The following is a 22,121-nucleotide window of genomic DNA, read 5'->3' on the forward strand; positions in this document are numbered from 1 at the left end:
ATATGGAAGTAAAAAAGGCGCTTGAAGGATTAAAGATTGCAATGCAAACAGAGTTGAATGGTATTGAATTTTATAAAGTTGCGGCGGAAAAGACCGAAGACCCCAAGGGCAAAGAAGTTTTTAAAACACTCGCTCAAGATGAAATTAAGCATTTTAACGAATTAAAACGTCAATACGAACATATTTTGAAAGATAATGATTGGTTATCCAAGATCGAACTCGGAACACCATCAAGTTTTATAGGTGAAAGTCCAATATTCACCGAGGAGATTAAAACACGCATAAAAGAAAGACATTTTGAGATGTCTGCATTGAGCATCGGGGCACTCTTAGAATCAAATTCAATAGAGTTCTACCGAAAAATGAAAGAAGAATCTGATGACCCAACTGCAAAAGAACTTTTTGGTCAACTCCAAAAATGGGAAGAGAAACATCTTGAGGCAATTACAAAACAGATGAATATATTAAAAGAAGAATTCTGGGCAGACGCCCAGTTCACGCCATTATACTAATGGTAAATTCTAAATTCGAAATACGAAATCCGAAGCAAATTCCAAACTACAATTATTCAATATTTCAAACTTTTCTTATTAGTTTAGAATTTAGATATTCGCATTTCGGATTTGACCGAACGAAAGTGAGGTGAAAATGCCATTCTATTCTGAAAAAGTAATGGACCATTTCCAGCATCCAAGGAATGTTGGCGAAATTCCGGATGCGGATGGAATTGGTGAAGTAGGCAATCCGGTCTGTGGTGATATGATGACATTTTACATAAAGGTAAAGGATAACCGACTTGTTGACATTAAGTTTAAAACCTTTGGCTGCGGTGCAGCAATTGCAGTATCTTCAATGGTAAGTGAAATGGCAAAAGGAAAGACGATAGAAGAGGCGCTAAAGATTACCAACGAACTCGTTGCCCAGGAACTTGGTGGTCTGCCACCCAATAAAATGCACTGTTCTAATCTTGGGGCTGATGCGCTCCATAAGGCAATTGAAGATTATTTAAAAAAGAAGGAGCAGAAAAATGCCGGAAAAGTGTAAATGTCCATTCTGTGATAGTGAATTGTTGATGAAATGCTTTGAACCAATTTTCTGTACAAACTGCAATGTAGAATTGATAATCTGTCCTGAGTGTAGAAAACTTTTCAATATTAAATTTGAAAAATGCCCGCATTGCGGAAAAAAGAATGAAAGGAGGAAGGAATGAGTTTGCTTGATGATAATGTAAAGAATGAAATAAAAAAAGTCTTTGAAGGACTCAAAGAGCCGGTTAAACTTGTTGTCTTCACCCAGGAATCGCCTATCGTTATGCCCACAATTGAGTGCGAAAATTGCAAAGACAACAGAATTCTGATGGAGGAACTCGCGGGTTTGAGTGATAAACTCAAGATTGAGGTGTATGACTTTTTGAAGGATAAAGATAAGGTTGAAAAATACAAAATTGATAAAATTCCTGCCAATGTCATTGAAGGTGATATTGATTATGGAATAAGATTCTTTGGGATGCCTGCCGGCTATGAATTTTCCACATTGATCGAAACAATCAAATTTGTTTCTTCGCGAGATACAGGGTTGAATGCTGAGGTAAAAGAGAAATTGAAAACTTTGACCAAGCCCATCCATATCCGTGTATTTGTAACCCTGACTTGCCCATATTGTCCCCAGGCTGCGGTAACTGCATTTAAATTTGCTATGGAAAATCAACTCATTACTGCGGAGACGATAAATGCCCAGGAATTTCCACATCTGAGTCAGCGTTATAATGTCTTTGCCGTGCCAAAAACAGTGGTCAATGAAAATATCCAATTTGAAGGGGCGTTGCCTGAGACTCTTTTCGCCGAAAAGGTCTTAAGTTCACAATAAGATATATTTACTATCATGCTAAAGAGACTAAAATATTTTTAATAGGATAATGAATTACCCCTCACCCCTACCCTCTCCCACAGGGGGAGAGGTATTGTGTAATATATCTACAAGGAGGAAATTATGAAAAAAATAAAAAAAGCAACGATAAAGAAAGGTGCGAAATATGTATGTAAGGTTTGCGGTCTGTCAGTCACAGTAGACAATGTCTGTGGCTGTACCGAGGCGCATCCCCTTATCTGCTGTGGAACCGAAATGGTCCCTAAAAAGAAAAAAACTACAAAAAAGTAGAAAGGAGAAAATATGGCTTCAAAAGAACTTCTTGATTTAATGAATCGGGCGATTGCCCGTGAACTTCAGGTTGCCATTCAATATATGTGGCAACATGTCCAATGGGTAGGTATCAAGGGATTTGCCGTTAAAGACGAATTGAAAAAAATTTCAATTACCGAGATGAAACATGCTGAAGCGATTGCGGAAAGATTGAATTATCTCGGTGGCAAGCCCACAACAAAACCAGAACCGATAAATGTTGGAAATACTCTTAAAGAGATGATCGAACAAGATAAAAAGGACGAGGAAGGAGCAATTAAACTCTATAAAGAGATAATTGAAAAAGCACGAAAAGAAGGTGATGAGGTAACACGCAAACTGTTTGAGGGTATCTTGACCGACGAAGAAGAACACCACGATACATTTTCCACGCTGCTTGAAGAAATATAGGTCCAATTATATTTCCATCCCCTTTATCCCCCTTTTGTAAAGGGGGATGGAAGGGGATTTGCATTTAGAAAAAATGGCACCCAACCCGACTGCAGTTGTTGATTGTGTGGGGCTATTCTGTCCTCAGCCAATCTTTCAGACCAGACAGGCACTTGATAAACTAAAATCAGGCGAAATTCTTGAACTTCTCGCTGATGACCCTGCTGCAGAAGAAGACATAAAGGCATTCTGCAAGCGAACCGGCAATGAACTCTTAAGTGTTGAGAAAAACGGTGGTATTTTGAAATTTCTAATTCGCAAGACATAAAAACGTAGGGCAAGGCTTTAGCCTTGCAAAAGAATCTGCTACCCGTAGGGCAAGGCTTTAACCTTGCAAAAGAATCCGCTACCCGTAGGGCAAGGCTTTAGCCTTGCATACTTGCATAAAGGAAAGAAGAATTAGAATGCCAGAAAAGAAAATCATAAAAGTTGGTGGAATGCACTGTGCAATGTGTGTGAGCACAGTGGAAAATTCATTAAAGAATCTTGATGGCACAATTGATGTAGTAGTGAATCTGGCAACTGAGAAGGCAGCAGTTACTTACGACCCGGCAATTGTTGACATAAATAAAATAAAAAAGGCGATAGAAGAATCTGGTTATCAGTTTCTGGGACTTGCTGAAGAGATAGACCTAAGGAAAGAAGAAGAATTAAGGCAGAAAGACCTCAATGCGAAAAAGCGTAAGTTTATAATCGGTTTTATCATCGGCATTCCTTTGATGGTTTTGATGTATATTCCAATGCATCATATCCAATTCCCCATACACTATTTGCTGTTTGCAATCTCAACCCCTACCTTTATTTATATCAGCGCGCCCATCTTCAAAGCGGGATTCCAGGCACTAAAAAATAAATCTCTAAATATGGATGTGATGTATTCAATGGGTATTGGTGTTTCATATATTGCAAGTGTAATGGGAACTTTTAACATAATCTTAAACAAACACTTTATGTTTTATGAAACCGCGGTCCTGCTTGCAACATTTTTAACTCTTGGGCGGTATCTTGAGGCAAAGGCAAAAGGTAGAACCTCTGAGGCGATTAAGAAGTTGATTGGATTAAAGCCAAAGTCAGCGATCGTGGTAAGAGATAATGTTGAAACTGAAATACCAGTTGATGAAGTCCAGGTCGGTGATATAATAATCTCAAGACCTGGAGAACGGATAGCAACGGATGGAGAAGTTATTGAGGGAATGAGTTTAGTTGATGAATCTATGATCACGGGCGAGCCGATACCCGTATTGAAGAGAAAAGGTGATACATTGATTGGTGGAACGATAAACAAGAATGGCGTGATAAAATTCCGTGCTACAAAAGTTGGAAAAGAAACTTTATTATCGCAGATTATCAAACTCGTTGAGGAAGCCCAGGGCTCAAAGCCGCCGGTACAGAAAATTGCGGATAAGGTGGTGAGTTATTTTATTCCAGTTGTTTTGGGTATTGCTATCGTCTCTTTTACCCTCTGGTATTTTGGCTTCGGTTCATCATTGCATTTTGCACTGAGCATCTTAATTTCTATTCTGGTCGTTGCCTGCCCCTGTGCGTTAGGTCTTGCTACGCCGACTGCAATGACTGTAGGAATTGGCAGGGGCGCAGAATTGGGGATTTTGATCAAAAATGGCGAAGCACTTGAAATTGCGGAAAAAATTACAACCATGGTTTTTGATAAAACTGGAACGCTGACAATGGGAAAGCCGGAAGTAACAGAGATAATTGAAAGTAGCGAGGAGCGAGTAGAGAGTAGAGAGAGAAAAGCGTTAAGAATTGCCGGGTCACTTGAAAAAAATTCTCTTCATCCCCTTGCTGAGGCGATTGTGCATAAGGCAAAAGAGATGAAAATAGAATTGGTTGAGCCGCAAAATACAGAAACAGTAGAAGGTAAAGGAATAAAAGGATTTATTGAAGGAAAACCCGCAATTGTTGGGAGTAAAAATTTTCTACAAGAGAATGGGATAACAATTTCTGAAGATATAAAAAATGAGATAAAGAAACTTGAAAATAAAGGCAAAACCCTGGTCTTTGTTGGTTTTAATAAAAAACTCATCGGCGCAATTGCCATTTCTGATATAATTAAATCCGAGGCAAAACAGGCAATAGCATATTTAAAGAAGATGCACCTCAAACCGGTAATGCTCACCGGTGATAATAAACAGACCGCAGAAGCAGTTGCAAATGAACTCGGGATTGAGAGATTCATAGCCGAAATATTACCCCAGAATAAATCAGATGAAATAAAAAAATTACAAAATGAGGGTGAAATAGTGGCATTCGTTGGTGATGGAATAAACGATGCACCAGCACTTGCCCAGGCAGATTTAGGAATTGCTGTAGGTAGTGGCACAGACATAGCAATAGAAAGCGGTGATGTCGTATTGGTCAAAAATAAAATGACCGATGTTGTAGCAACCATTCAACTTGCAAGAAAGGTGATGGCAAGAATAAAACAGAATCTATTCTGGGCATTTTTCTATAATATAATATTGATTCCTGTTGCTGCCGGCATTCTATATCCATTTTTCAAGATTACCTTCAAACCCGAGTTCGCCGGCTTAGCAATGGCAATGAGTTCAGTGACGGTGGTGAGTCTGTCGTTGATTTTGAAGAGATACACACCAAAAATAAAGGACTATGATGGGTAGTGGGTTGGGGTTAAGATGCTGGATATTTTAAAATACCTAAAAGTCCAAAAACTTGTCCTGATGGAAATCAGGATGCCTAAATACCTAAATTTTAGGGGCATTTGTTGGTTGTCCTTAGAATTTATGATTCGTTTTGAGTTGGACGTTTTGAAAAATTTATCCGTGTGAATTTACGGGCTTTGCGAAGCAAAGCGAAAGGAGGTAATTATGGCAACAGATCCGGTCTGCAAGATGCTGGTCTCAGAGAAGACCGCAAAATGGACAACTGAATATAAGGGCAAGAAGTATTACTTCTGTGCCCCGGGATGCAAAAAGGCATTTGAGGAAAATCCAGAGAAATATTTGAAAGAAATAGAAGAGGATAAGTAATAGTAAATGGACTTGGGCTGGGATGCTGGATATTTCTAAAATACCTAAAAGTCCAAAACCTGTCCTGATGAAAATCAGGATGCCTAAATCCCTAAATTTTTTGAAGTCAATGGTTAGGCGTTGTACGTTGTTGCTGCCTGTATCGTCAAAAGGTAATTGGTAATTGTTTTGAGTATGGGATTTTCTTGGGATTTGGTGCTTGGGATTTGGAATTTAAACTAATGGTTTTTGGTTAATGGGCATAGATGGTGGTATGGTTATCGGATATATAGTAACTCGTGATTAGTGGGATATTTGCGGTTACTGAAAAAGTCCTTTATCTATGCTTCCGGTTTATTAATTCAGAATGTCATTCCGAACTCGTTTCGGAATCTCAAGAGATGCTGAAATAAATTCAGCATGACAGGTTGTTGCTCTAATTGACTTTTTCAGCTACCGCCATTTAATCTTTGGGTAACTTAACCAATTTAGAGGAGGTTAGATTGACCGAACATATAAAATATGTTGCAGGCAAAAACAAAGGCAAGATTTTTCTCTATGCCTTAAGCACCTGTATCTGGTGCAGAAAGACAAAAAATTTGTTGAATGAACTGGGTGTGGAATACTCTTACATTGATGTTGATTTGCTTGAAGGTGAAGAGAAAGAGAAAGTCAAAAAAGAGATTGAAAAATGGAATCCCGCCTTATCCTTTCCGACAATTGTAATAGATGATAAAAGATGTATCATAGGGTTTAAAGAGAAAGAAATAAAGGAGCTATTGCAGTAAAGATAGCTGACTCCTCTCCACTTTTGAAGCTTAAATTCCCAATATTGGATAGAATAGCAGATTTTCAATATTCTACATTAAACTAAAAATTGAATAAGCCCTAATCCTCGCCCCTCCCCTCTCACTTAAAAATGGAGAGGATAAAGGTGAGGGTCCCTTGAAATTTAAAACCTTTTATTGCACGATAAATCCTCCAGTTACACTTCGTGACAAAATCCATCAAGAATGAGAAAGACGGAGAGGCGCAGTAAAGATAGCAGTTGACAAATTATAAATTTGGCATACAATATATTGTTCGATGAGAAGGAGGTTTACATGGAGACAGTTTTGTCGCCTAAATATCAAATTTTGATACCTAAGAAATTGCGGGAGCCGTTGGGATTAAAAAAAGGACAAAAATTACAGATTATAACTAAGGATGGACTAATAATTCTCATTCCCGAGATAAATATCAAGGAGATGCGTGGATTTCTAAAGGGTGTAAAAAAAGATGGGTTGCGCGAGGATAGGGAAAGACTATGATTATTGTTGATTCCTTTGGCTGGATTGAATATCTCATTGATGGACCAAAGGCACAAGATTATGAAAAGTATTTACTAAAACCGAGCAAGATTATTACTCCAACAATCATTCTGTACGAGGTTTATAAAAAGGTTCGTCAGGAAAGAAAAGAAAGCGATGCACTTATCATATATGCGCTGATGATAAAGACAAAGATTGTTGATTTAACTGCTGAAATTGCCCGTACTGCTGCAGAACTGAGTTTAAAGTATTCACTTCCTATGGCTGATGCAGTCATTTATGCCACAGCGAAAAACGAAAATTGTAAATTAGTTACCTCTGATCCACATTTTAAAAATTTACCTGGGGTGACATTCATCTAAATATATTCAGGAGGTTCTATGGCTGATAGTAAAGAAAATATTGCAGAAGTAGAGATTGAACAATTATATAAACGATTAAACAAAGAGGCAGAGGAGGGTGGTTATCACCTCAATCCTGATATAGATTTTACAAAACAACTCGTAAAATCATTAATCATCAACCAAAGGCGTTATGGCTATCAAGCCTGTCCCTGTAGATTGGCATCAGGCAGAAAAGAAGATGATTTAGATATTATCTGCCCCTGTGACTATCGGGATGCAGATATACTTGAATATGGTGCCTGTTATTGTGGATTATATGTTTCAGAAAAGGTTCTTAAGGGTGAAATGCAGTTACAATCAATACCGGAAAGGAGACCACCAGAAGAAAAGAGAAAAAAGGCTAAACCACTCCCGCAAAAAATCGCCGAGCCTCTCCCCTATCCAGTCTGGCGTTGTAGGGTCTGTGGCTATTTATGCGCCCGTGAATCACCACCCGAGGTCTGCCCGATATGCAAGGCAAAGAGAGATAGGTTTGAGAGATTTATGTAATTTGGTCGTTTTTTTATTTCGGACCTGGCAATTCCAAAAATATATGTAAAATGGAAATATGTATTACATTACGATGTGTTCCCGATAACCTGATTTTCTGATAGTCTGATACCTTTAACCTTTGCCCCCTTGACATTGTCTAAAGTTTGATTATAATAATTATATGATTGAAATGATTTCAAACTTAAAACAAATTAAAGAAACATTAAAGAAGGTTGGTTTAAGACCTACTTTCCAGCGAATCAGGATATTGGAAACTCTTTATAAATTTAGGTATAAACATCCGAGTGTAGAAATGATATATAACGAACTAAAAGATGAACTACCAGTAATTTCAATGACTACAGTTTACAACACAATGAATGCGATGCATAACAAAAAAATGCTCAATGCTTTGACAATTACGGGAATGGACATACATTATGATCCTAACCTGACATCCCATCACCATTTCTATTGTAACAGTTGCCACAAAATTTACGACATTGATATAAATTGTCCCCTTGGGAATGAAAATAAGAAAAGCATTGGTGGACACAAAATTGAGGAGGTGCATGGGTATTTTAAGGGAATATGTAAAGAATGTCTAAAAAAGGCTCAAAAAGGCGATAAAAAGATAAAAATAAATGGGTAAATTTTTAAAAAAGGAGGTAAAAATGCCTAATGTCACCAAAGTAGGTCAGGTTTTTAAATGCGAAATATGTGGTAATGTAGTTGAGGTGAAAGAAGTTGGCGGCGGTGAATTAGTATGCTGTGGCGAACCGATGACCCTCGTCAAGTAGAGCAGGGCTCCAGTCTTGCAGACCCACGCCTTGTAGGGCAAGGCTTTAGCCTTACAATAAAAATAAACAAACTCAAAGATTTGCTCTACATTGCTACAGGAATTACGAAAAGGGATTAGATAATGAGGAAACCCAAAGTCCTGTTCTTATGCTATCATAACTCTGCCCGAAGCCAGATGGCAGAGGGTCTTTTGAAAAACCTTGCAGGGGATAAATTTGATGTTTATAGTGCCGGGATTGAACCGACCAAGGTCCACCCACTCGCAATAAAGGTAATGCAAGAAATTGGTATAGATATTTCAAATCAGAAATCAAAATCCGCAGTTGATTTTTTGAGCGAGCATTTCGGGTATATCATAACGGTTTGTGATGATGCAAAAGAAAAATGTCCGGTATTCCCGGGTATTGCGATGCGTCTCCACTGGCCATTTGAAGACCCGGCATTGGCCTCGGGTAGTGAAGAAAAGAAATTATTGGTCTTTCGCAAGGTGAGAGACCAGATAAGAGAAAAAATAATAAATTGGTTAAATGAGTTGAAAAAGGAGGAATTATGACAGACCTTAACACCTTATTCCAGTCTGCTGACTGGAAAAAAGAGAAGCATGTGCCGGTAATTGAGGCACCACAAAAAGTAAAAAAAGGCGAAAATTTTAAGGTTACCGTGAGTGTCGGTAAAGAAATCGCTCATCCCAATACAACCGAACATCATATTGCCTGGATTGATGTCTATTTTCATCCAGAAGGTGAAAAATTTCCATATCAGATTGGCAAATTTGAATTTATGGCGCACGGCGCATCAACAAATGGTCCGAATACAAGCACGGTATATACCCATCCGGAAGCCACCTTGACTTTTAAGACTGAAAAATCAGGCACAATTATTGCGTTCTCCTATTGCAATATCCACGGCTTATGGCAGAATTCACAGGAAATAAAAGTTGAGTAGCGTCCGTCTGAATCCGCGTCTTTATCCGTATGAATCCGTGAATTTGCAACGCAAATAAGGGAGGTTAAAATGAAAAAAATGACTGAGAAAGCATTATTGGAAGCGTTCGCTGGAGAATCAATGGCACATATGAAATATCTGATCTTCAGCGAAATTGCAGAAAAAGAAGGAATGCCCAATATTGCAAGGCTCTTCAAGGCAATTGCCTATGCCGAACAGGTACATGCCACAAACCATGCAAGAAACTTAGGAATAATAAAAAAGACACCGGATAATCTCCAGACCGGTATTGATGGCGAGACATACGAGGTTGAAGAGATGTATCCGGTATTCAATAATACTGCTAAATTTCAGAATGAAAAAGGTGCTGAACAATCAACCCATTATGCCCTTGAAGCAGAGAAAATTCATATGAAGATGTATACAGATGCGAAAGCAAGTGCGGAAAAAGGCAAAGATATAGATATTAAAGAAATATACATCTGCCCTATCTGTGGTTTTACCCATATTGGAAAACCACCTGAATACTGCCCGGTCTGTGGTGCACCAAATAGTAAATTTAAAAAATTCTAAGGTATAATGTCTAAAACTAATCTCTCAATCGTCATCTCGGGCGAGGCAGGACAAGGGATAAATGCGGTCAGTGAAATCCTGGTAAAAATTGCCCAATCATCAGGACTTTATGCCTTCGCCTGGAGTGAATTGATGTCACGAATCCGGGGTGGAATAAACTCAACTCAAATAAGAATAAGTAACCAGCGGGTACGGGCACCGATAGATAGAATTGATATTTTAATTCCTTTGAAAGAAAAGGCATTCCATCACCACAAGGAACACATCACTAACGAAACATTCATCTTAAATGAATTTCCAATCAGTAATTATAAGTCATATACCATTCCCTATTCGCAGGTGGCAAAGGAACTTGGAAATTCTGTCTTTGCCAATATTATTGCAGTTGGTGTGCTTGCTGGGTTAATAAATATTCCATTTGAAAATCTAACAAATCTTATTAAAAAACACTTTCTTGCCAAGGGCAAGACAATAATAACCAAAAACACTCAAGCGGCAAAATACGGTTTTGAACAGGCTGAGGAGATTAAAAAACTGAAAATAGCAAATTTTACGACCAAGTTTAGTGAAAGCGTTCGCAAAGAAAAAATTATTGATGGTTCCACTGCCATTTCCCTCGGTGCGATTGCTGGAGGAGTAAAATTTCTTGCTGCATATCCGATGACACCTTCAAGTGGTGTCTGGACCTACCTTGCACGGGTTGGTAAAGATTTAGATATAATAACCGAACAGGCAGAAGACGAAATTTCGGCTATGAATATGGGGCTCGGTGCTTCTTATGCCGGTGCCCGTGCTCTGGTTACCACTTCAGGTGGTGGATTTGATTTAATGACCGAAGGGTTAAGTTTAGCAGGAATCCAGGAGACCCCAATTGTAATTCACCTTGCCCAGCGTCCCGGTCCGGCAACAGGACTACCCACACGCACTGAACAAGCAGACCTTGAACTTGCCCTTTATGCAGGACACGGAGAATTTCCACGCATTATTTTTGCCCCAGGGAATTACGAGCAGGGATTCTATCTAACGAAAAAAGCATTTGACCTTGCTGATAAATTCCAGGTTCCGGTTTTTGTGCTAACTGACCAGTTTTATATTGATTCCTTTTATAGTGTAGTTCCATTCACATTTGAAGGTCGTGAAACTGAAAGTTATATTATAGAAACTATAGAAAATTATCAGCGTTACCAAATTACGGAATCAGGGATCTCACCGCGGGGAATACCTGGCTATGGTAAAGGCATTGTCAATGCAGATTGTCATCACCATGATGAAGATGGACATATCTCTGAAGACCTGAAATTGCGCACCCGGATGGTGGATAAATTGATGAATAAATATAAGTCTATAAAAGCGGAGCTAATTGAACCTGAATTTTATGGCTCCCCAAATTATAAAATACTCGTATTATGCTGGGGCTCAAACTATGAGATTGTGAAAGAAGCAATTAAAGTAATAAACTCGGATGATGTTGCGATGCTCCATTTCAGTCAGGTTCACCCTATCCATCCTGTTACCCAGCAATATCTGAAAAAAGCTAATAAATTAATTATGGTTGAAAACAATGCAACCGGGCAGATGGCAAAATTATTAAAACAAGACTTTGGAATTGAAATAAAGAACCTAATCTTAAAATACAACGGATTACCGTTTACCGTAGAAGAAATTGCTAATGCCATAGGAGGTTTGATGTGAACACAAATAATTATTCCTGCGACCATATTGGAATTTTGTCCAATAATGCCGAACGGTTAATCAAATTTTATAAAACAAATTTGGGTTTCCGATTAATTTCGGCTGAGAATCTTTCCTCTAATATTGTTAAGAAACTTTTTAAAGTCAATACTACTTGTTGTTTTTATCGACTGAAATTTGAGGACTTACTATTGGAAATTTTTCAACCCCATAAGAAAATCAAAAAACTGTACTCTAATAAATGTAATGGCATTCATCATTTTGGGTTAAGGGTGCAAAACCGGGAACTTTTCATTAAACATCTTCGTGGTAAAAAAGTTAAAATTATTACTATCAAACGAAATGAGCGAAAAATTTATTTTATTAAAGACCCTGATGGAAATATTATAGAAATACGGGAGGCAAGGTAGATGACGCACGATAGATTTTCTCTAAAAAATATTGATATTGCATGGTGTCCAGGATGTGGAAATTTTGGAATATTACAGGCATTAAAGGATGCATTAAGCGAATTGAATATAGAGCCAACAAGATTGGTCCTTGTTTCCGGCATCGGTCAGGCAGCAAAACTTCCCCACTATTTAAAAGCAAATTTCTTCAATGGATTGCACGGAAGATACCTATCCGCAGCTACAGCAATAAAAGCAGCTAATCCCGAGTTGACCGTAATTGCTGTGAGCGGTGATGGTTGTACTTATGCAGAAGGTGGTAATCATTTTATACATACAATAAGAAGAAATCCCAATATTACTAATATCGTGCATAACAATATGGTTTATGGTTTAACTAAAGGACAGGCTTCGCCAACAAGCCAACCTGGTTTCAAAACGCCGGTGCAAATGGATGGTGTTTTTGAAACACCATTTAATCCAATCAGCATTGCAGTCGCCCTTGATGCCTCATTTGTGGCAAGAACTTTTATCGGCGATATAGATCAAACAAAAGAAATTATAAAACAGGCAATCATCCACAAGGGATATGCACTCGTGGATATCCTCCAGCCCTGTGTCTCATTTAACAAAATTAATACCTATGCCTGGTTCAAAGAACATACTTATTATCTTGATGATTCTTACAATCCATTGGACCGCTATGAGGCATTTAAAAAAGCCTGCGAAGAAGACCCGATGCCCCTGGGCATAATTTATAAAAATCCCAATCGGAAGGCGTTTGAAGATAATCTCAATGTTTACAGGGAGGATAAAATCCCAATAATATGGCGTGATACAAAGAAAAGGCTAAACTACATAAACAATTTTTTTAAGGAGGAAGTGTGATTAAAATCGGTGACGCAATTCCTGATTTTGTTTTGAAAGACCAGCATAATCAGGATGTAAAATTGTCTGATTATAAAGGTAAAAAGGTTCTTTTGTCTTTCCACCCCCTTGCCTGGACAGGTGTTTGTACTAAGCAGATGAAGGCATTGGAAAAATATAAAGCAAAATTTGATGAATTAAATACAACTGCCTTTGGTATTAGTGTTGACCCGGTGCCTTCAAAGCATGCCTGGGCGAAAGATATGGGAGTAAGAGAAACAAGATTACTTTCAGATTTTTGGCCCCATGGTGAGTATGCAAAGAAACTCGGAATATTCAGAGACAAAGAAGGATTCTCAGAACGGGCGAACATCATAATTGATAACAATCAGAATGTTATCTGGGTGAAAGTCTACGATATCCCCCAGCTTCCTGATATTGAGGAAATAATAAAATTTTTAGGTGAAAGGAGGTAAAATGAAGAAGCGAAAAACAAATAAAAAAACTGTAAAAAGAAAAGTTACAAGCATCAACAGGTTATTAGCACAGGCACTGGTTGCCGAAAAAAAGGCGCAGGATTTCTATACGGATGCGGCAGGAAAGGCACAGAGTGAGGCCGGGAAAAAATTATTCATGGAACTTGCTGGATTTGAAGCACGACATTACGAATATGTAAAGAGTATAATTGAGGCACGCAAAGGTAAGATTGGCTTAGACATTACGCAGTTTACAAAAGCATCAAAAGAAGTCAAACCCGAGGTCTCAGGTGAATTTGAACCAAACAAAGATGAGATAATTGATGTTCTTAATATCGGCATAAAAGCTGAGAAGATGGCGATGGAAAGATACCTCAAGATTGCAAAGAGTATAAAGGACAGCGAAGGTAAAAAATTATTTGAACAGCTTGCTGAAGATGAAAAACGACATCAGGCAATCCTTGAGGCTGAGGTCTATAATCTCGCAAATAAAGGCACGATTGTGTGGGGAGAATAATAATTTCCGATTTATTTTATACGACAACATGGGCAAAGAAGGTGTTTGATGATAAGTAATTTTATAAAGCCACTTGGCATAATTACATATCTGTGTTTACTATTCGCAATCCTTACTGGTTTAAAAGTGATAAAGGTTTCCTTAAAGATACATCGACTTTTTGCTTTTGTGGCTATCATTTTTGCCACTATCCACGCCTTGCTTGTCATTTATCTTACATATTTTTGAGGAGGTCGCAATGAAAAATTTAATTTTGATTACCATTCTAATTATCGCAATTGCAAGAATCAGTTATGCCCATCCGCCGAGCGATATCGTTGCTGAATTTGATACAACTAATAAGATTTTGCAGGTTACAGTTCAACATCCAGTTCGCGATGCACAAAAACATTATATAAACAAAATTGAAATTGAACTTAACAATAGCAAGATAATAGAACAAAAAAGTAAACAGCAGACTGATAATACAATGCAAAAGTACCTATACATATTACCTGAAGCAAAACTTGATGATAGTATTTCTATTGAGGCATATTGCAATATTTCTGGTAAGAAAAAAATGGTGATACAGATAAACGAAATAATAAGAAAGGTTGAAAATTAAATAGGAATAAAAATGGATAAATTAACAGAAAAGAGAATGCCACTTCTGGGGGATGATTTCCCAGAGATAAAAGTCCAGACCACCCATGGTGTTCTGGAACTGCCAAAGGCGTTCGCGGGTAAATGGTTTGTTTTATTCAGCCATCCTGCTGACTTCACACCTGTCTGTACAACTGAATTTGTCGCATTCCAGAAAAGATATGATAAATTCAAGGCACTGAATTGCGAACTTATCGGTCTAAGTGTTGACCAGGTCTTTTCACACATTAAATGGGAAGAATGGATCAAAGAAAAACTTGGGGTTGAAATACAATTCCCAATCATTGCCGATACTGGTTCAGTAGCCGAAACACTTGGACTTGTCCATCCGGGCAAAGGAACAAATACGGTTCGGGCAGTCTTCGTGGTAGATGATAAAGGTAAGATAAGAATTATTCTCTATTATCCCCAGGAACTCGGCAGGAATATGGATGAAATCCTAAGGGTTGTAGAAGCAATGCAGATATCTGATAAATACGGTGTAGCAATGCCGGCGAACTGGCCCAATAATGAAATAGTAAAAGACCATGTAATTGTTCCACCGGCAAAGGATGTTAAGACGGCTAAAGAACGAATTGAAAAAGCCAAAGCTGGTGAGTTTGAATGTTTTGACTGGTGGCTATGCCACAAGAAATTGAGTAGATAATCAAAAAAGGAGAACCTTAAACTCATCTAAAATATGATGGAATATTTAACCAATAAACTTCATCCGGTTGTTTTTGCCCTTCTTGCTGGCCTCTTTACCTGGGTTCTTACGGCTCTTGGTTCATCATTGGTCTTTTTGAAAAAGGAATTCAATCAGAAGTTATTTGACGCAATGTTGGGATTTGCCGGCGGTATTATGATTGCCGCAAGTTTCTGGTCCCTGCTTGCACCGGCAATTGAAATAGCCAGAAGATATAATTCTTTTCTCTCCTGGTTTGCTCCATCCATAGGGTTTCTTCTTGGCGCACTTGTTTTGCGAATCATAGATATGATTCTCCCCCATCTCCATCTTGGTTTTCCAACAACTGAATCTGAAGGGATTAAAACTTCGTGGCACCGAAGCGTATTATTAGTTCTGGCAATCACACTTCATAATGTTCCAGAAGGGTTAGCGGTTGGAGTGGCTATAGGCTCTGCCGCCAGCGGATTTTCTGATGCGACACTTGCCGGAGCAATGGCAATAATGTTTGGCATAGGTATTCAGAATATACCCGAAGGTTTTGCCGTCTCCATATCGCTCTACCGCGAGAAAATATCAAGATTCAAAAGTTTCTGGTTTGGCCAACTATCGGGTGTGGTAGAACCAATTGCTGCTGTTGTCGGTTGCTCTGCGGTGCTATGGGCACATTATTTATTGCCTTATGCGCTTAGTTTTGCTGCTGGTGCGATGATTTTTGTAGTTGTAGAAGAAGTGATACCTGAATCACAAAGAAACAGGAATGTAGAATATGCTACAGGTGGAACAATCATTGGATTTTTGCTTATGATGATTCTCGATGTTGCCTTTGCTTAAAAAGGAGAAAAAATGAATGTTAAACAAACAATTGAAAGAAGACGTGCTTACCGGTCATTAGAGCCGACAGAAATAACAAATGATTTAATTGAAGACCTTGCTAACTGTGCCCGATTATTCTGTTCCTGCTTCAATAACCAGCCCTGGCGTTATGTTTTTGTTTATGACAAAACCATCCTGACTGCATTACATTCAGCACTATCCCCAGGTAATGAATGGGCACAATCCGCAAGTATGATTATTGCTGTCTTCAGTAAACCTGAATTTGATTGCATAATGAAAGATAGCAGGAGATATTATCTATTTGATACGGGAATGGCAACTGCGGCAATGATATTGCGGGCGACGGAACTGGGGCTTGTCGCCCATCCTATTGCAGGCTACAATCAACAAAAGGTGAAAGAAATCTTGAAAATCCCGGAAGATATGGAAGTTATAACCCTTATAATTGTTGGCAAACATTCTGATAAAATAAATCCAGTTCTTTCCGAAAAACAAATTGGAGCAGAAAAAATTAGACCTGAAAGACTGCCCTTGGAGAAATTTATATGGCACAACCAATACCAATAGATTTTGATTGCCATAATTTTTGCAAAGTTCTGTTAGCAAATATAAATCAGGGAGTTTATTTTGTTGATTCTTCTAATAAAATAATCTATTGGAATGATACAGCAGAAAAGATCACTGGATACAAAGCAGAGCAAGTTTTAGGTAAGCGTTGTTCTGACAATATTTTGATTCACATTACTGAAGAAGGCAAAATCTGCTGTGGGGATCCCAAATATTGTCCTGTAGTAAAAGCATCAAACACCAAGAAACCTTATGAAGATACTCTATATATTAAACATAGGGATGGATACCGCGTGCTTGTAAGAGTGAAAACAATTCCAGTTTTTGACGACAATCAAAATATAATTGGTGCGGCAGAAATATTTAGTGACGATTCTGAAATAGATGATTTGAATCAAAAGATTCAAGAACTGGAAAAACTTGCACTTCTGGACGGCTTGACTAAGATTGCAAACAGAAGATATTTAGAAATACAACTTCACTCAAGATTGAATGAATTTAAGAGGTTTGGCTGGCACTTTGGTATCCTTTTCATCGATATTGACCATTTCAAGTTGGTTAATGATAATTATGGGCACGAAGCAGGAGACAAAGTCTTGAAAATGATCGCAAATGTGCTTGCCAAAAATTCTCGTTCTTTTGACCTCGCCGGAAGGTGGGGTGGTGAGGAATTTATTGTGATTGTCCCGAATGTCAACGATACCCAGTTATATACAATTGCCCATAAATTTAAGAATTTAATTTCACTCTCTAATATCAAAATAAATTCGGATACCATAAATGTAACGGTATCCATTGGCGCAACTCTGGTCAAAGAAAAAGATACATTGAAATCAATAATAAAAAGGGCAGACAAATTGATGTATCAAAGTAAGCAGAACGGAAGGAACAAAGTAACAACTGATTTTGAAATATCATAAGAAACTTTTATTATGCTATTTCCGGCAATGTTGACAAAATTTAATTTTTATATATAATCTCCTATGCCCATTGAGAGTGGTTGGAGAAAGTTAATTCCCGAACAATTAAAAAATGCTCCTGATTATCCAGGAGTTTTTGAATTATCTGACATCCTTCAAGACATTGTTTACATTGGATATACACAGAGCCTTGCCCAGACAATGCAAATAATATTTGAGAAGCGAGACCCGGATTTTAATATTGCGGCATTTTTCAGATTTCAGACCACAAACGAACCTGAATCTGAATACAAGAAATTGATTGATGAATATCAACAGAAATTCAATAGATTACCCCCGATAAATCAAAAGAAGTCTGCGGTAAATGGGTAAAGAGAATTATTTTACCCGGAACAATATTTTGAAAAAGTCAAAAAATTTGATGCGAGAACTAAAGTTGCTTTTTCATTTCCCTAAAATAGAATTTAACCCGCAGACCTCTGCCCTGCTCGTTATTGATATGCAGAGGTATTTTTTAGATAAAAATTCTCATGCATTTTTACCATCATCACAAGCAATAATACCAAATATCAAAAGACTCATAGAATTTTTCCGTAAAAAAAAAGACCGGTAATATTCACCCAGCATATTAATACCCCCAAAAACGCAGGGATGCTAAAAAAATGGTGGGACGATATAATTACAACTAAAGGACAATATTACGAATTAAACGATGAGATTTACTTTAGCGGAGCCCCAGTTATAATAAAGACTCAATATGACGCATTCTACAAAACTGATTTAAAAAAACTCTTAAAAAAATATAAAACAAAACAGGTTGTTATTACCGGTGTTATGACCAATCTGTGTTGTGAAACAACTGCGAGGAGTGCATTTGTTCAGGGTTTTGAAGTATTTTTTGTCATTGACGGAACTGCAACCCAGAATGAAATGATGCATCGGGCAACACTTATCAATCTTTCTTATGGATTTGCAATCCCTATCCTTACCAAAGATTTGATTAAATGAAAAAAATTAAAGTCGCAATCATCGGTGCTGGTCCTGCAGGTATTGCCTGTGCGATACAGTTGAAAAGATATAAAATTGATTTTTTCTTATTTGAAAGGGATAAACCCGGTGGATTACTGAAAAATGCCAATCTTGTTGAAAATTATCCAGGGTTTCCGGAAGGAATAGGTGGAGAAAGACTTGTCTCGCTTTTTCGCAAACATTTGAAAGTGAACAAAATAAACCCAATGATTGAAAATGTAGAATGGGTTGATTATAAAAAAAAATTTATTATCAAAACCAATAGAAAAATATATCATTCAGAAATTCTTGTAATCGCCTCTGGAACAAAACCCAAGCGACTGGGTATCAAAATTCCTGACAGTATAAAATCAAGAATATTTTATGATATTATCAATCTTAAGAAGATAAAAAATGCTAATTTAGGCATTATCGGTGCCGGTGATGCGGCTTTTGATTATGCCCTCAGCCTTTGCCAGCGAAATAAAGTTTACCTTTTGAATCGTACCAGAATCCACAAATGTCTGCCGCTATTATTTCAAAAGGTAATGAAAAATAAAAATATTAAATATGTTAAGGAATTTGAACTTGTTACAATCCAATTAAAAAACAAAAAACTCGTTTTACATTCCAAAAATAAAGAATTAATTTCTGTTGATTATCTTGTGGTTGCAATCGGCCGAGAACCTAATCTTGATTTTTTAGACAAAAAGTTAAAGCTCAAAACCCTTGAAAAAAATAAAAAATTGTATATGATTGGAGATGTGAAGAATGGGTTATTTAGACAGACTGCAATTGCCATTGGCGAAGGGATCAAAACTGCAATGGAAATATCAATGGGAGATAGTTAAGATGATATTTCTCCCCTAAAATGTAGTGGCAGAGTTTACTCTGCATCATTTTAAAAATAGAATGGTAAAAACTAAGGAGCGTTAATAAATATATGAAAATAATCGGCAAGGCAGGAAGAGAAGATATCGCCATCGTGTATATTGCTGAAATGCGAAATGGTCTTTTAACTGAATTTGTTGAATCAGTCCAACCTCCTATTCCCCGTGAAGAAAAATGGGTCTTGATTGTTTCAACGCTCTATGGATGTCCAGTAAAATGCAAAATCTGCGATGCAGGTGGAACTTATAAAGGCAAATTGTCAGCCCATGAAATTATTGAACAAATTGATTTTATGGTAAAAAATAGATTTTCCAATCGTAAAATCCCAGTCCCAAAATTCAAAATTCAATTTGCCCGGATTGGGGAGCCGGCATTTAATAACGCTGTCCTTGAGGTCCTCGAAAAATTGCCTAAACTTTATGATGCACCAGGGCTTATGGTATGCATATCTACCATTGCACCCGCTGGCAAAGACAAATTCTTTGCTGAAATGTTAAAAATAAAGCAAAAATATTACCATGGTCGGTTCCAACTTCAGTTTTCAATTCATACAACAGACGAAGATTTACGAAATTGGTTCATACCAATAAACAAATGGAATTTCAACAGTATATCAGATTTTGGTGAAGTTTTTTATCAAGATGGGGACAGAAAAATTGCATTGAATTTTGCCCCTGCTGAAAATATGCCTATTGATGAAAATATATTATTAAAATATTTTAATCCAAATAAATTTGTAATAAAAATTACACCAGTAAATCCTACCCTTAGTGCTTTTAGAAATAAATTAATTTCATACATTAAAACAGAAAACGAAAAATATGAAATAATAGAGCGATTAAAATCGGCTGGTTATGAAGTTATTTTGAGCATTGGTGAACTTGAGGAAAATAAGATTGGTTCAAATTGTGGACAGTATATAAATCACTATTTAAATAATAAAATAAAATCTGAAGAAAGTTATACTTACCCCATTTTATCAATAAAAAATTAGACAAGCAATTAGCATCTTGTGCAACCTTGAAAATAAATAAAATTTAGATATAATAACACAAATGAAAGATAGCGAAGTAAATGAGATTTTCAACAAAATAAAAGAATTGACAGAGGGATATAAAGGTGATGAAACAATTTTAAATAGACTTGATTGGTTAAAATTTCTTATCTCTGCATATCAAAAATATTTGCCTGCGCGTGTTATTGAAAAAATAAAGATTAATCCTGCTGCAGAAAAAATCGAAGGTGAAAGAAGATATATTACAGTGCTGTTTGCCGATTTATCAGGTTTTACTGCTCTATCAGAAACAATGGATGCAGAAGAAATTGCCAATATTATAAACGATTTTTTCACACGAATGGTGAAAATCGTTCATAAATATGGTGGCAGTGTAGATAAATTTCTGGGCGATGCCCTGATGGTCTTATTCGGGGCTCCTGTAGCGCATCACGATGACCCGGAAAGAGCGGTACGCGCTGCCCTTGAAATGCAGCACGAGATGGAAAGATTCAATGCTGAAAAAAAATTTGCTTCTCCCCTATCAATGAGTATTGGAATTAACACCGGACCAGCAGTTGCCTTAAATGTTGGTTCTGACGAACGGATGGAATATACTGTCATCGGTGATACAGTTAACCTTGCAGCAAGGTTGGAAAGTATTTCAGGTCCCAAAGAGATTATAATTAGCAATTTTACATACGAAAAGATTGCTGATATTGTTGATGCCGAAAAAAGACCTCCGGTGAAAGTCAAAGGAAAGAAAAAGCCCGTTGTAAATTATCTTGTCAAAGGCATCCAGGAACATCATCGTTTACCAGAAGTAACAAAAATAAAGTTTATTGCCAGGGTATCGGAGATAAGTGTAATAAAAGAATCTTTAAGCCATGCAAAAAATAATATCTTGGGAATAATTGCGATAAGTGGTGAGTCTGGCTGTGGAAAAACAAGATTGGGCATAGAAGGTGAACTGATTGCGAGGAAAAATGGATTTTCAACATTTGCTGTCAGGTGCGTTCCGTATGAAACGAATACTCCATATAATGTCTTTATAGAATTTTTCAATAACTACTTTCAGCTCAAAAAAGATGTTCCAGAAGAAGAGAAGAAACTCATAATTAGTATAAAATTGCAAAGTCTTGAACTATCGCTCGATTACATTATTCCATATATTGGAACTATGTACGGTATGGAATTTCCTGATGCGCAAAATTTGACACCCGATGAATTGAAACGCAGAATATTTAACGGAATAAAAGAAATAATAAAGAATGAAGCAAAGAAAAATCCAATTTTTATCAGAATTGAAGATTTACAGTGGGCTGACCCTACCAGTATTGAAATTCTTGACTATCTACTGAAGGAATTAAAACATTCACCCATACTTTTTTTGTTTGAATATCGTTCGGATTGGGCATTTCCTTGGCTAAGTTTTGAGAATTGTACAAACATTTTCTTAAAGAACTTTACACAAGAAGAGACCGATGAATTAATACAATCAATTATGGATGAAGAAAAAATTGCCCAGGAAATAAAAA

At 37.2% G+C, this 22,121-nt stretch carries 33 protein-coding genes; all 33 read left to right on the forward strand.

Going from position 1 to position 22,121, the window contains the following annotated elements; genetic code table 11:
- The first annotated feature begins 2 nt into the window (after nt 1-2).
- Nucleotides 3-512 carry a ferritin family protein gene (locus ABIL69_06755; protein MEO0123686.1) on the forward strand — a complete coding sequence of 170 codons (510 nt, stop codon included), beginning with the start codon at nt 3-5 and terminating at the stop codon, nt 510-512.
- 136 nt (nt 513-648) lie between these two features.
- Nucleotides 649-1,044, forward strand: a complete 396-nt coding sequence (gene nifU, locus ABIL69_06760; GenBank protein MEO0123687.1) for a Fe-S cluster assembly scaffold protein NifU — start codon at nt 649-651, stop codon at nt 1,042-1,044.
- On the forward strand, nt 1,028-1,210 hold the full coding sequence (locus ABIL69_06765; GenBank protein ID MEO0123688.1) for an RNA-binding protein: 183 nt from the start codon (nt 1,028-1,030) through the stop codon (nt 1,208-1,210). The genes nifU and ABIL69_06765 overlap by 17 nt, the downstream gene beginning before the upstream one ends.
- Nucleotides 1,207-1,866, forward strand: coding sequence for a thioredoxin family protein (locus tag ABIL69_06770; protein ID MEO0123689.1), 660 nt, complete (start codon nt 1,207-1,209; stop codon nt 1,864-1,866). The genes ABIL69_06765 and ABIL69_06770 overlap by 4 nt, the downstream gene beginning before the upstream one ends.
- Before the next feature lie 123 nt (nt 1,867-1,989).
- Complete coding sequence (locus ABIL69_06775) at nt 1,990-2,157, forward strand: hypothetical protein (GenBank protein MEO0123690.1); 168 nt, start codon at nt 1,990-1,992, stop codon at nt 2,155-2,157.
- Nucleotides 2,158-2,169: 12 nt separating this feature from the next.
- On the forward strand, nt 2,170-2,589 hold the full coding sequence (locus tag ABIL69_06780; GenBank protein MEO0123691.1) for a ferritin-like domain-containing protein: 420 nt from the start codon (nt 2,170-2,172) through the stop codon (nt 2,587-2,589).
- A gap of 46 nt (nt 2,590-2,635) precedes the next feature.
- Nucleotides 2,636-2,896, forward strand: coding sequence for a sulfurtransferase TusA family protein (locus tag ABIL69_06785; protein ID MEO0123692.1), 261 nt, complete (start codon nt 2,636-2,638; stop codon nt 2,894-2,896).
- A 136-nt stretch (nt 2,897-3,032) separates the two neighbouring features.
- Nucleotides 3,033-5,267, forward strand: a complete 2,235-nt coding sequence (locus tag ABIL69_06790; GenBank protein ID MEO0123693.1) for a heavy metal translocating P-type ATPase — start codon at nt 3,033-3,035, stop codon at nt 5,265-5,267.
- A gap of 207 nt (nt 5,268-5,474) precedes the next feature.
- Nucleotides 5,475-5,636 carry a YHS domain-containing protein gene (locus tag ABIL69_06795; protein ID MEO0123694.1) on the forward strand — a complete coding sequence of 54 codons (162 nt, stop codon included), beginning with the start codon at nt 5,475-5,477 and terminating at the stop codon, nt 5,634-5,636.
- A 482-nt stretch (nt 5,637-6,118) separates the two neighbouring features.
- Entirely contained in the window at nt 6,119-6,403 is a 285-nt protein-coding gene (locus ABIL69_06800) for a glutaredoxin family protein (protein ID MEO0123695.1), read from the forward strand.
- A 315-nt stretch (nt 6,404-6,718) separates the two neighbouring features.
- Nucleotides 6,719-6,925 (forward strand): AbrB/MazE/SpoVT family DNA-binding domain-containing protein, encoded by a 207-nt coding sequence (locus tag ABIL69_06805; protein MEO0123696.1) that lies wholly within the window; start codon nt 6,719-6,721, stop codon nt 6,923-6,925.
- Nucleotides 6,922-7,287 carry a type II toxin-antitoxin system VapC family toxin gene (locus ABIL69_06810; protein MEO0123697.1) on the forward strand — a complete coding sequence of 122 codons (366 nt, stop codon included), beginning with the start codon at nt 6,922-6,924 and terminating at the stop codon, nt 7,285-7,287. Before ABIL69_06805 ends, ABIL69_06810 begins: the two co-directional genes overlap by 4 nt.
- An 18-nt stretch (nt 7,288-7,305) precedes the next feature.
- Nucleotides 7,306-7,818, forward strand: coding sequence for a ferredoxin-thioredoxin reductase catalytic domain-containing protein (locus ABIL69_06815; GenBank protein MEO0123698.1), 513 nt, complete (start codon nt 7,306-7,308; stop codon nt 7,816-7,818).
- A 163-nt stretch (nt 7,819-7,981) separates the two neighbouring features.
- Entirely contained in the window at nt 7,982-8,452 is a 471-nt protein-coding gene (locus ABIL69_06820) for a Fur family transcriptional regulator (protein MEO0123699.1), read from the forward strand.
- A 22-nt stretch (nt 8,453-8,474) separates the two neighbouring features.
- Nucleotides 8,475-8,600 (forward strand): desulfoferrodoxin FeS4 iron-binding domain-containing protein, encoded by a 126-nt coding sequence (locus ABIL69_06825; protein ID MEO0123700.1) that lies wholly within the window; start codon nt 8,475-8,477, stop codon nt 8,598-8,600.
- A 122-nt stretch (nt 8,601-8,722) separates the two neighbouring features.
- The gene (locus ABIL69_06830; protein ID MEO0123701.1) at nt 8,723-9,154 is read left to right on the forward strand and encodes an arsenate reductase ArsC; all 432 of its coding nucleotides are present in this window, start codon (nt 8,723-8,725) and stop codon (nt 9,152-9,154) included.
- Nucleotides 9,151-9,546 carry a class II SORL domain-containing protein gene (locus ABIL69_06835; protein ID MEO0123702.1) on the forward strand — a complete coding sequence of 132 codons (396 nt, stop codon included), beginning with the start codon at nt 9,151-9,153 and terminating at the stop codon, nt 9,544-9,546. Before ABIL69_06830 ends, ABIL69_06835 begins: the two co-directional genes overlap by 4 nt.
- Before the next feature lie 69 nt (nt 9,547-9,615).
- Nucleotides 9,616-10,119 carry a rubrerythrin family protein gene (locus ABIL69_06840; GenBank protein ID MEO0123703.1) on the forward strand — a complete coding sequence of 168 codons (504 nt, stop codon included), beginning with the start codon at nt 9,616-9,618 and terminating at the stop codon, nt 10,117-10,119.
- Between the two features lie 6 nt (nt 10,120-10,125).
- Nucleotides 10,126-11,811 (forward strand): 2-oxoacid:acceptor oxidoreductase subunit alpha, encoded by a 1,686-nt coding sequence (locus ABIL69_06845; GenBank protein ID MEO0123704.1) that lies wholly within the window; start codon nt 10,126-10,128, stop codon nt 11,809-11,811.
- A gap of 410 nt (nt 11,812-12,221) precedes the next feature.
- Nucleotides 12,222-13,088, forward strand: a complete 867-nt coding sequence (locus ABIL69_06850; protein MEO0123705.1) for a thiamine pyrophosphate-dependent enzyme — start codon at nt 12,222-12,224, stop codon at nt 13,086-13,088.
- On the forward strand, nt 13,088-13,543 hold the full coding sequence (locus ABIL69_06855) for a peroxiredoxin (protein ID MEO0123706.1): 456 nt from the start codon (nt 13,088-13,090) through the stop codon (nt 13,541-13,543). Before ABIL69_06850 ends, ABIL69_06855 begins: the two co-directional genes overlap by 1 nt.
- A gap of 1 nt (nt 13,544) precedes the next feature.
- Nucleotides 13,545-14,060, forward strand: coding sequence for a ferritin family protein (locus ABIL69_06860; protein ID MEO0123707.1), 516 nt, complete (start codon nt 13,545-13,547; stop codon nt 14,058-14,060).
- Between the two features lie 48 nt (nt 14,061-14,108).
- The gene (locus ABIL69_06865) at nt 14,109-14,288 is read left to right on the forward strand and encodes a hypothetical protein (GenBank protein ID MEO0123708.1); all 180 of its coding nucleotides are present in this window, start codon (nt 14,109-14,111) and stop codon (nt 14,286-14,288) included.
- Between the two features lie 10 nt (nt 14,289-14,298).
- Nucleotides 14,299-14,664, forward strand: a complete 366-nt coding sequence (locus ABIL69_06870) for a hypothetical protein (protein MEO0123709.1) — start codon at nt 14,299-14,301, stop codon at nt 14,662-14,664.
- 12 nt (nt 14,665-14,676) lie between these two features.
- Nucleotides 14,677-15,348, forward strand: coding sequence for a peroxiredoxin (locus ABIL69_06875; GenBank protein MEO0123710.1), 672 nt, complete (start codon nt 14,677-14,679; stop codon nt 15,346-15,348).
- A 33-nt stretch (nt 15,349-15,381) separates the two neighbouring features.
- Nucleotides 15,382-16,200, forward strand: a complete 819-nt coding sequence (locus ABIL69_06880; protein MEO0123711.1) for a ZIP family metal transporter — start codon at nt 15,382-15,384, stop codon at nt 16,198-16,200.
- Between the two features lie 12 nt (nt 16,201-16,212).
- Nucleotides 16,213-16,770, forward strand: coding sequence for a nitroreductase family protein (locus ABIL69_06885; protein ID MEO0123712.1), 558 nt, complete (start codon nt 16,213-16,215; stop codon nt 16,768-16,770).
- Nucleotides 16,749-17,690, forward strand: coding sequence for a sensor domain-containing diguanylate cyclase (locus tag ABIL69_06890; GenBank protein MEO0123713.1), 942 nt, complete (start codon nt 16,749-16,751; stop codon nt 17,688-17,690). Before ABIL69_06885 ends, ABIL69_06890 begins: the two co-directional genes overlap by 22 nt.
- 63 nt (nt 17,691-17,753) lie before the next feature.
- Complete coding sequence (locus ABIL69_06895; protein ID MEO0123714.1) at nt 17,754-18,062, forward strand: hypothetical protein; 309 nt, start codon at nt 17,754-17,756, stop codon at nt 18,060-18,062.
- A gap of 240 nt (nt 18,063-18,302) precedes the next feature.
- Nucleotides 18,303-18,698, forward strand: coding sequence for an isochorismatase family protein (locus tag ABIL69_06900; GenBank protein ID MEO0123715.1), 396 nt, complete (start codon nt 18,303-18,305; stop codon nt 18,696-18,698).
- The gene (locus ABIL69_06905; protein ID MEO0123716.1) at nt 18,695-19,549 is read left to right on the forward strand and encodes an NAD(P)/FAD-dependent oxidoreductase; all 855 of its coding nucleotides are present in this window, start codon (nt 18,695-18,697) and stop codon (nt 19,547-19,549) included. The genes ABIL69_06900 and ABIL69_06905 overlap by 4 nt, the downstream gene beginning before the upstream one ends.
- Before the next feature lie 92 nt (nt 19,550-19,641).
- Nucleotides 19,642-20,583, forward strand: coding sequence for a radical SAM protein (locus tag ABIL69_06910; GenBank protein ID MEO0123717.1), 942 nt, complete (start codon nt 19,642-19,644; stop codon nt 20,581-20,583).
- Between the two features lie 61 nt (nt 20,584-20,644).
- Nucleotides 20,645-22,121, forward strand: a 1,477-nt coding sequence (locus ABIL69_06915; protein MEO0123718.1) for an adenylate/guanylate cyclase domain-containing protein, incomplete at its 3' end; no start/stop codon positions are given.

Source organism: candidate division WOR-3 bacterium (assembly GCA_039802005.1).
GTDB lineage: Bacteria > Hydrothermota > Tepidihabitantia > SM23-42 > JAOAFX01 > JAOAFX01.

Bases quoted from the DNA above. Each gene is read 5' to 3' on its own strand.
- ABIL69_06845 (MEO0123704.1), top strand. From the start codon at position 10,126: ATGTCTAAAACTAATCTCTCAATCGTCATCTCGGGCGAGGCAGGACAA.
- ABIL69_06840 (MEO0123703.1), top strand. From the start codon at position 9,616: ATGAAAAAAATGACTGAGAAAGCATTATTGGAAGCGTTCGCTGGAGAA.
- ABIL69_06795 (MEO0123694.1), top strand. From the start codon at position 5,475: ATGGCAACAGATCCGGTCTGCAAGATGCTGGTCTCAGAGAAGACCGCA.
- ABIL69_06835 (MEO0123702.1), top strand. From the start codon at position 9,151: ATGACAGACCTTAACACCTTATTCCAGTCTGCTGACTGGAAAAAAGAG.
- ABIL69_06785 (MEO0123692.1), top strand. From the start codon at position 2,636: ATGGAAGGGGATTTGCATTTAGAAAAAATGGCACCCAACCCGACTGCA.
- ABIL69_06910 (MEO0123717.1), top strand. From the start codon at position 19,642: ATGAAAATAATCGGCAAGGCAGGAAGAGAAGATATCGCCATCGTGTAT.
- ABIL69_06830 (MEO0123701.1), top strand. From the start codon at position 8,723: ATGAGGAAACCCAAAGTCCTGTTCTTATGCTATCATAACTCTGCCCGA.
- ABIL69_06895 (MEO0123714.1), top strand. From the start codon at position 17,754: ATGCCCATTGAGAGTGGTTGGAGAAAGTTAATTCCCGAACAATTAAAA.
- ABIL69_06775 (MEO0123690.1), top strand. From the start codon at position 1,990: ATGAAAAAAATAAAAAAAGCAACGATAAAGAAAGGTGCGAAATATGTA.
- ABIL69_06780 (MEO0123691.1), top strand. From the start codon at position 2,170: ATGGCTTCAAAAGAACTTCTTGATTTAATGAATCGGGCGATTGCCCGT.
- ABIL69_06770 (MEO0123689.1), top strand. From the start codon at position 1,207: ATGAGTTTGCTTGATGATAATGTAAAGAATGAAATAAAAAAAGTCTTT.
- ABIL69_06825 (MEO0123700.1), top strand. From the start codon at position 8,475: ATGCCTAATGTCACCAAAGTAGGTCAGGTTTTTAAATGCGAAATATGT.
- ABIL69_06875 (MEO0123710.1), top strand. From the start codon at position 14,677: ATGGATAAATTAACAGAAAAGAGAATGCCACTTCTGGGGGATGATTTC.
- ABIL69_06905 (MEO0123716.1), top strand. From the start codon at position 18,695: ATGAAAAAAATTAAAGTCGCAATCATCGGTGCTGGTCCTGCAGGTATT.
- ABIL69_06870 (MEO0123709.1), top strand. From the start codon at position 14,299: ATGAAAAATTTAATTTTGATTACCATTCTAATTATCGCAATTGCAAGA.
- ABIL69_06880 (MEO0123711.1), top strand. From the start codon at position 15,382: ATGATGGAATATTTAACCAATAAACTTCATCCGGTTGTTTTTGCCCTT.
- nifU (MEO0123687.1), top strand. From the start codon at position 649: ATGCCATTCTATTCTGAAAAAGTAATGGACCATTTCCAGCATCCAAGG.
- ABIL69_06820 (MEO0123699.1), top strand. From the start codon at position 7,982: ATGATTGAAATGATTTCAAACTTAAAACAAATTAAAGAAACATTAAAG.
- ABIL69_06755 (MEO0123686.1), top strand. From the start codon at position 3: ATGGAAGTAAAAAAGGCGCTTGAAGGATTAAAGATTGCAATGCAAACA.
- ABIL69_06860 (MEO0123707.1), top strand. From the start codon at position 13,545: ATGAAGAAGCGAAAAACAAATAAAAAAACTGTAAAAAGAAAAGTTACA.
- ABIL69_06805 (MEO0123696.1), top strand. From the start codon at position 6,719: ATGGAGACAGTTTTGTCGCCTAAATATCAAATTTTGATACCTAAGAAA.
- ABIL69_06865 (MEO0123708.1), top strand. From the start codon at position 14,109: ATGATAAGTAATTTTATAAAGCCACTTGGCATAATTACATATCTGTGT.
- ABIL69_06790 (MEO0123693.1), top strand. From the start codon at position 3,033: ATGCCAGAAAAGAAAATCATAAAAGTTGGTGGAATGCACTGTGCAATG.
- ABIL69_06890 (MEO0123713.1), top strand. From the start codon at position 16,749: ATGGCACAACCAATACCAATAGATTTTGATTGCCATAATTTTTGCAAA.
- ABIL69_06815 (MEO0123698.1), top strand. From the start codon at position 7,306: ATGGCTGATAGTAAAGAAAATATTGCAGAAGTAGAGATTGAACAATTA.
- ABIL69_06810 (MEO0123697.1), top strand. From the start codon at position 6,922: ATGATTATTGTTGATTCCTTTGGCTGGATTGAATATCTCATTGATGGA.
- ABIL69_06885 (MEO0123712.1), top strand. From the start codon at position 16,213: ATGAATGTTAAACAAACAATTGAAAGAAGACGTGCTTACCGGTCATTA.
- ABIL69_06765 (MEO0123688.1), top strand. From the start codon at position 1,028: ATGCCGGAAAAGTGTAAATGTCCATTCTGTGATAGTGAATTGTTGATG.
- ABIL69_06850 (MEO0123705.1), top strand. From the start codon at position 12,222: ATGACGCACGATAGATTTTCTCTAAAAAATATTGATATTGCATGGTGT.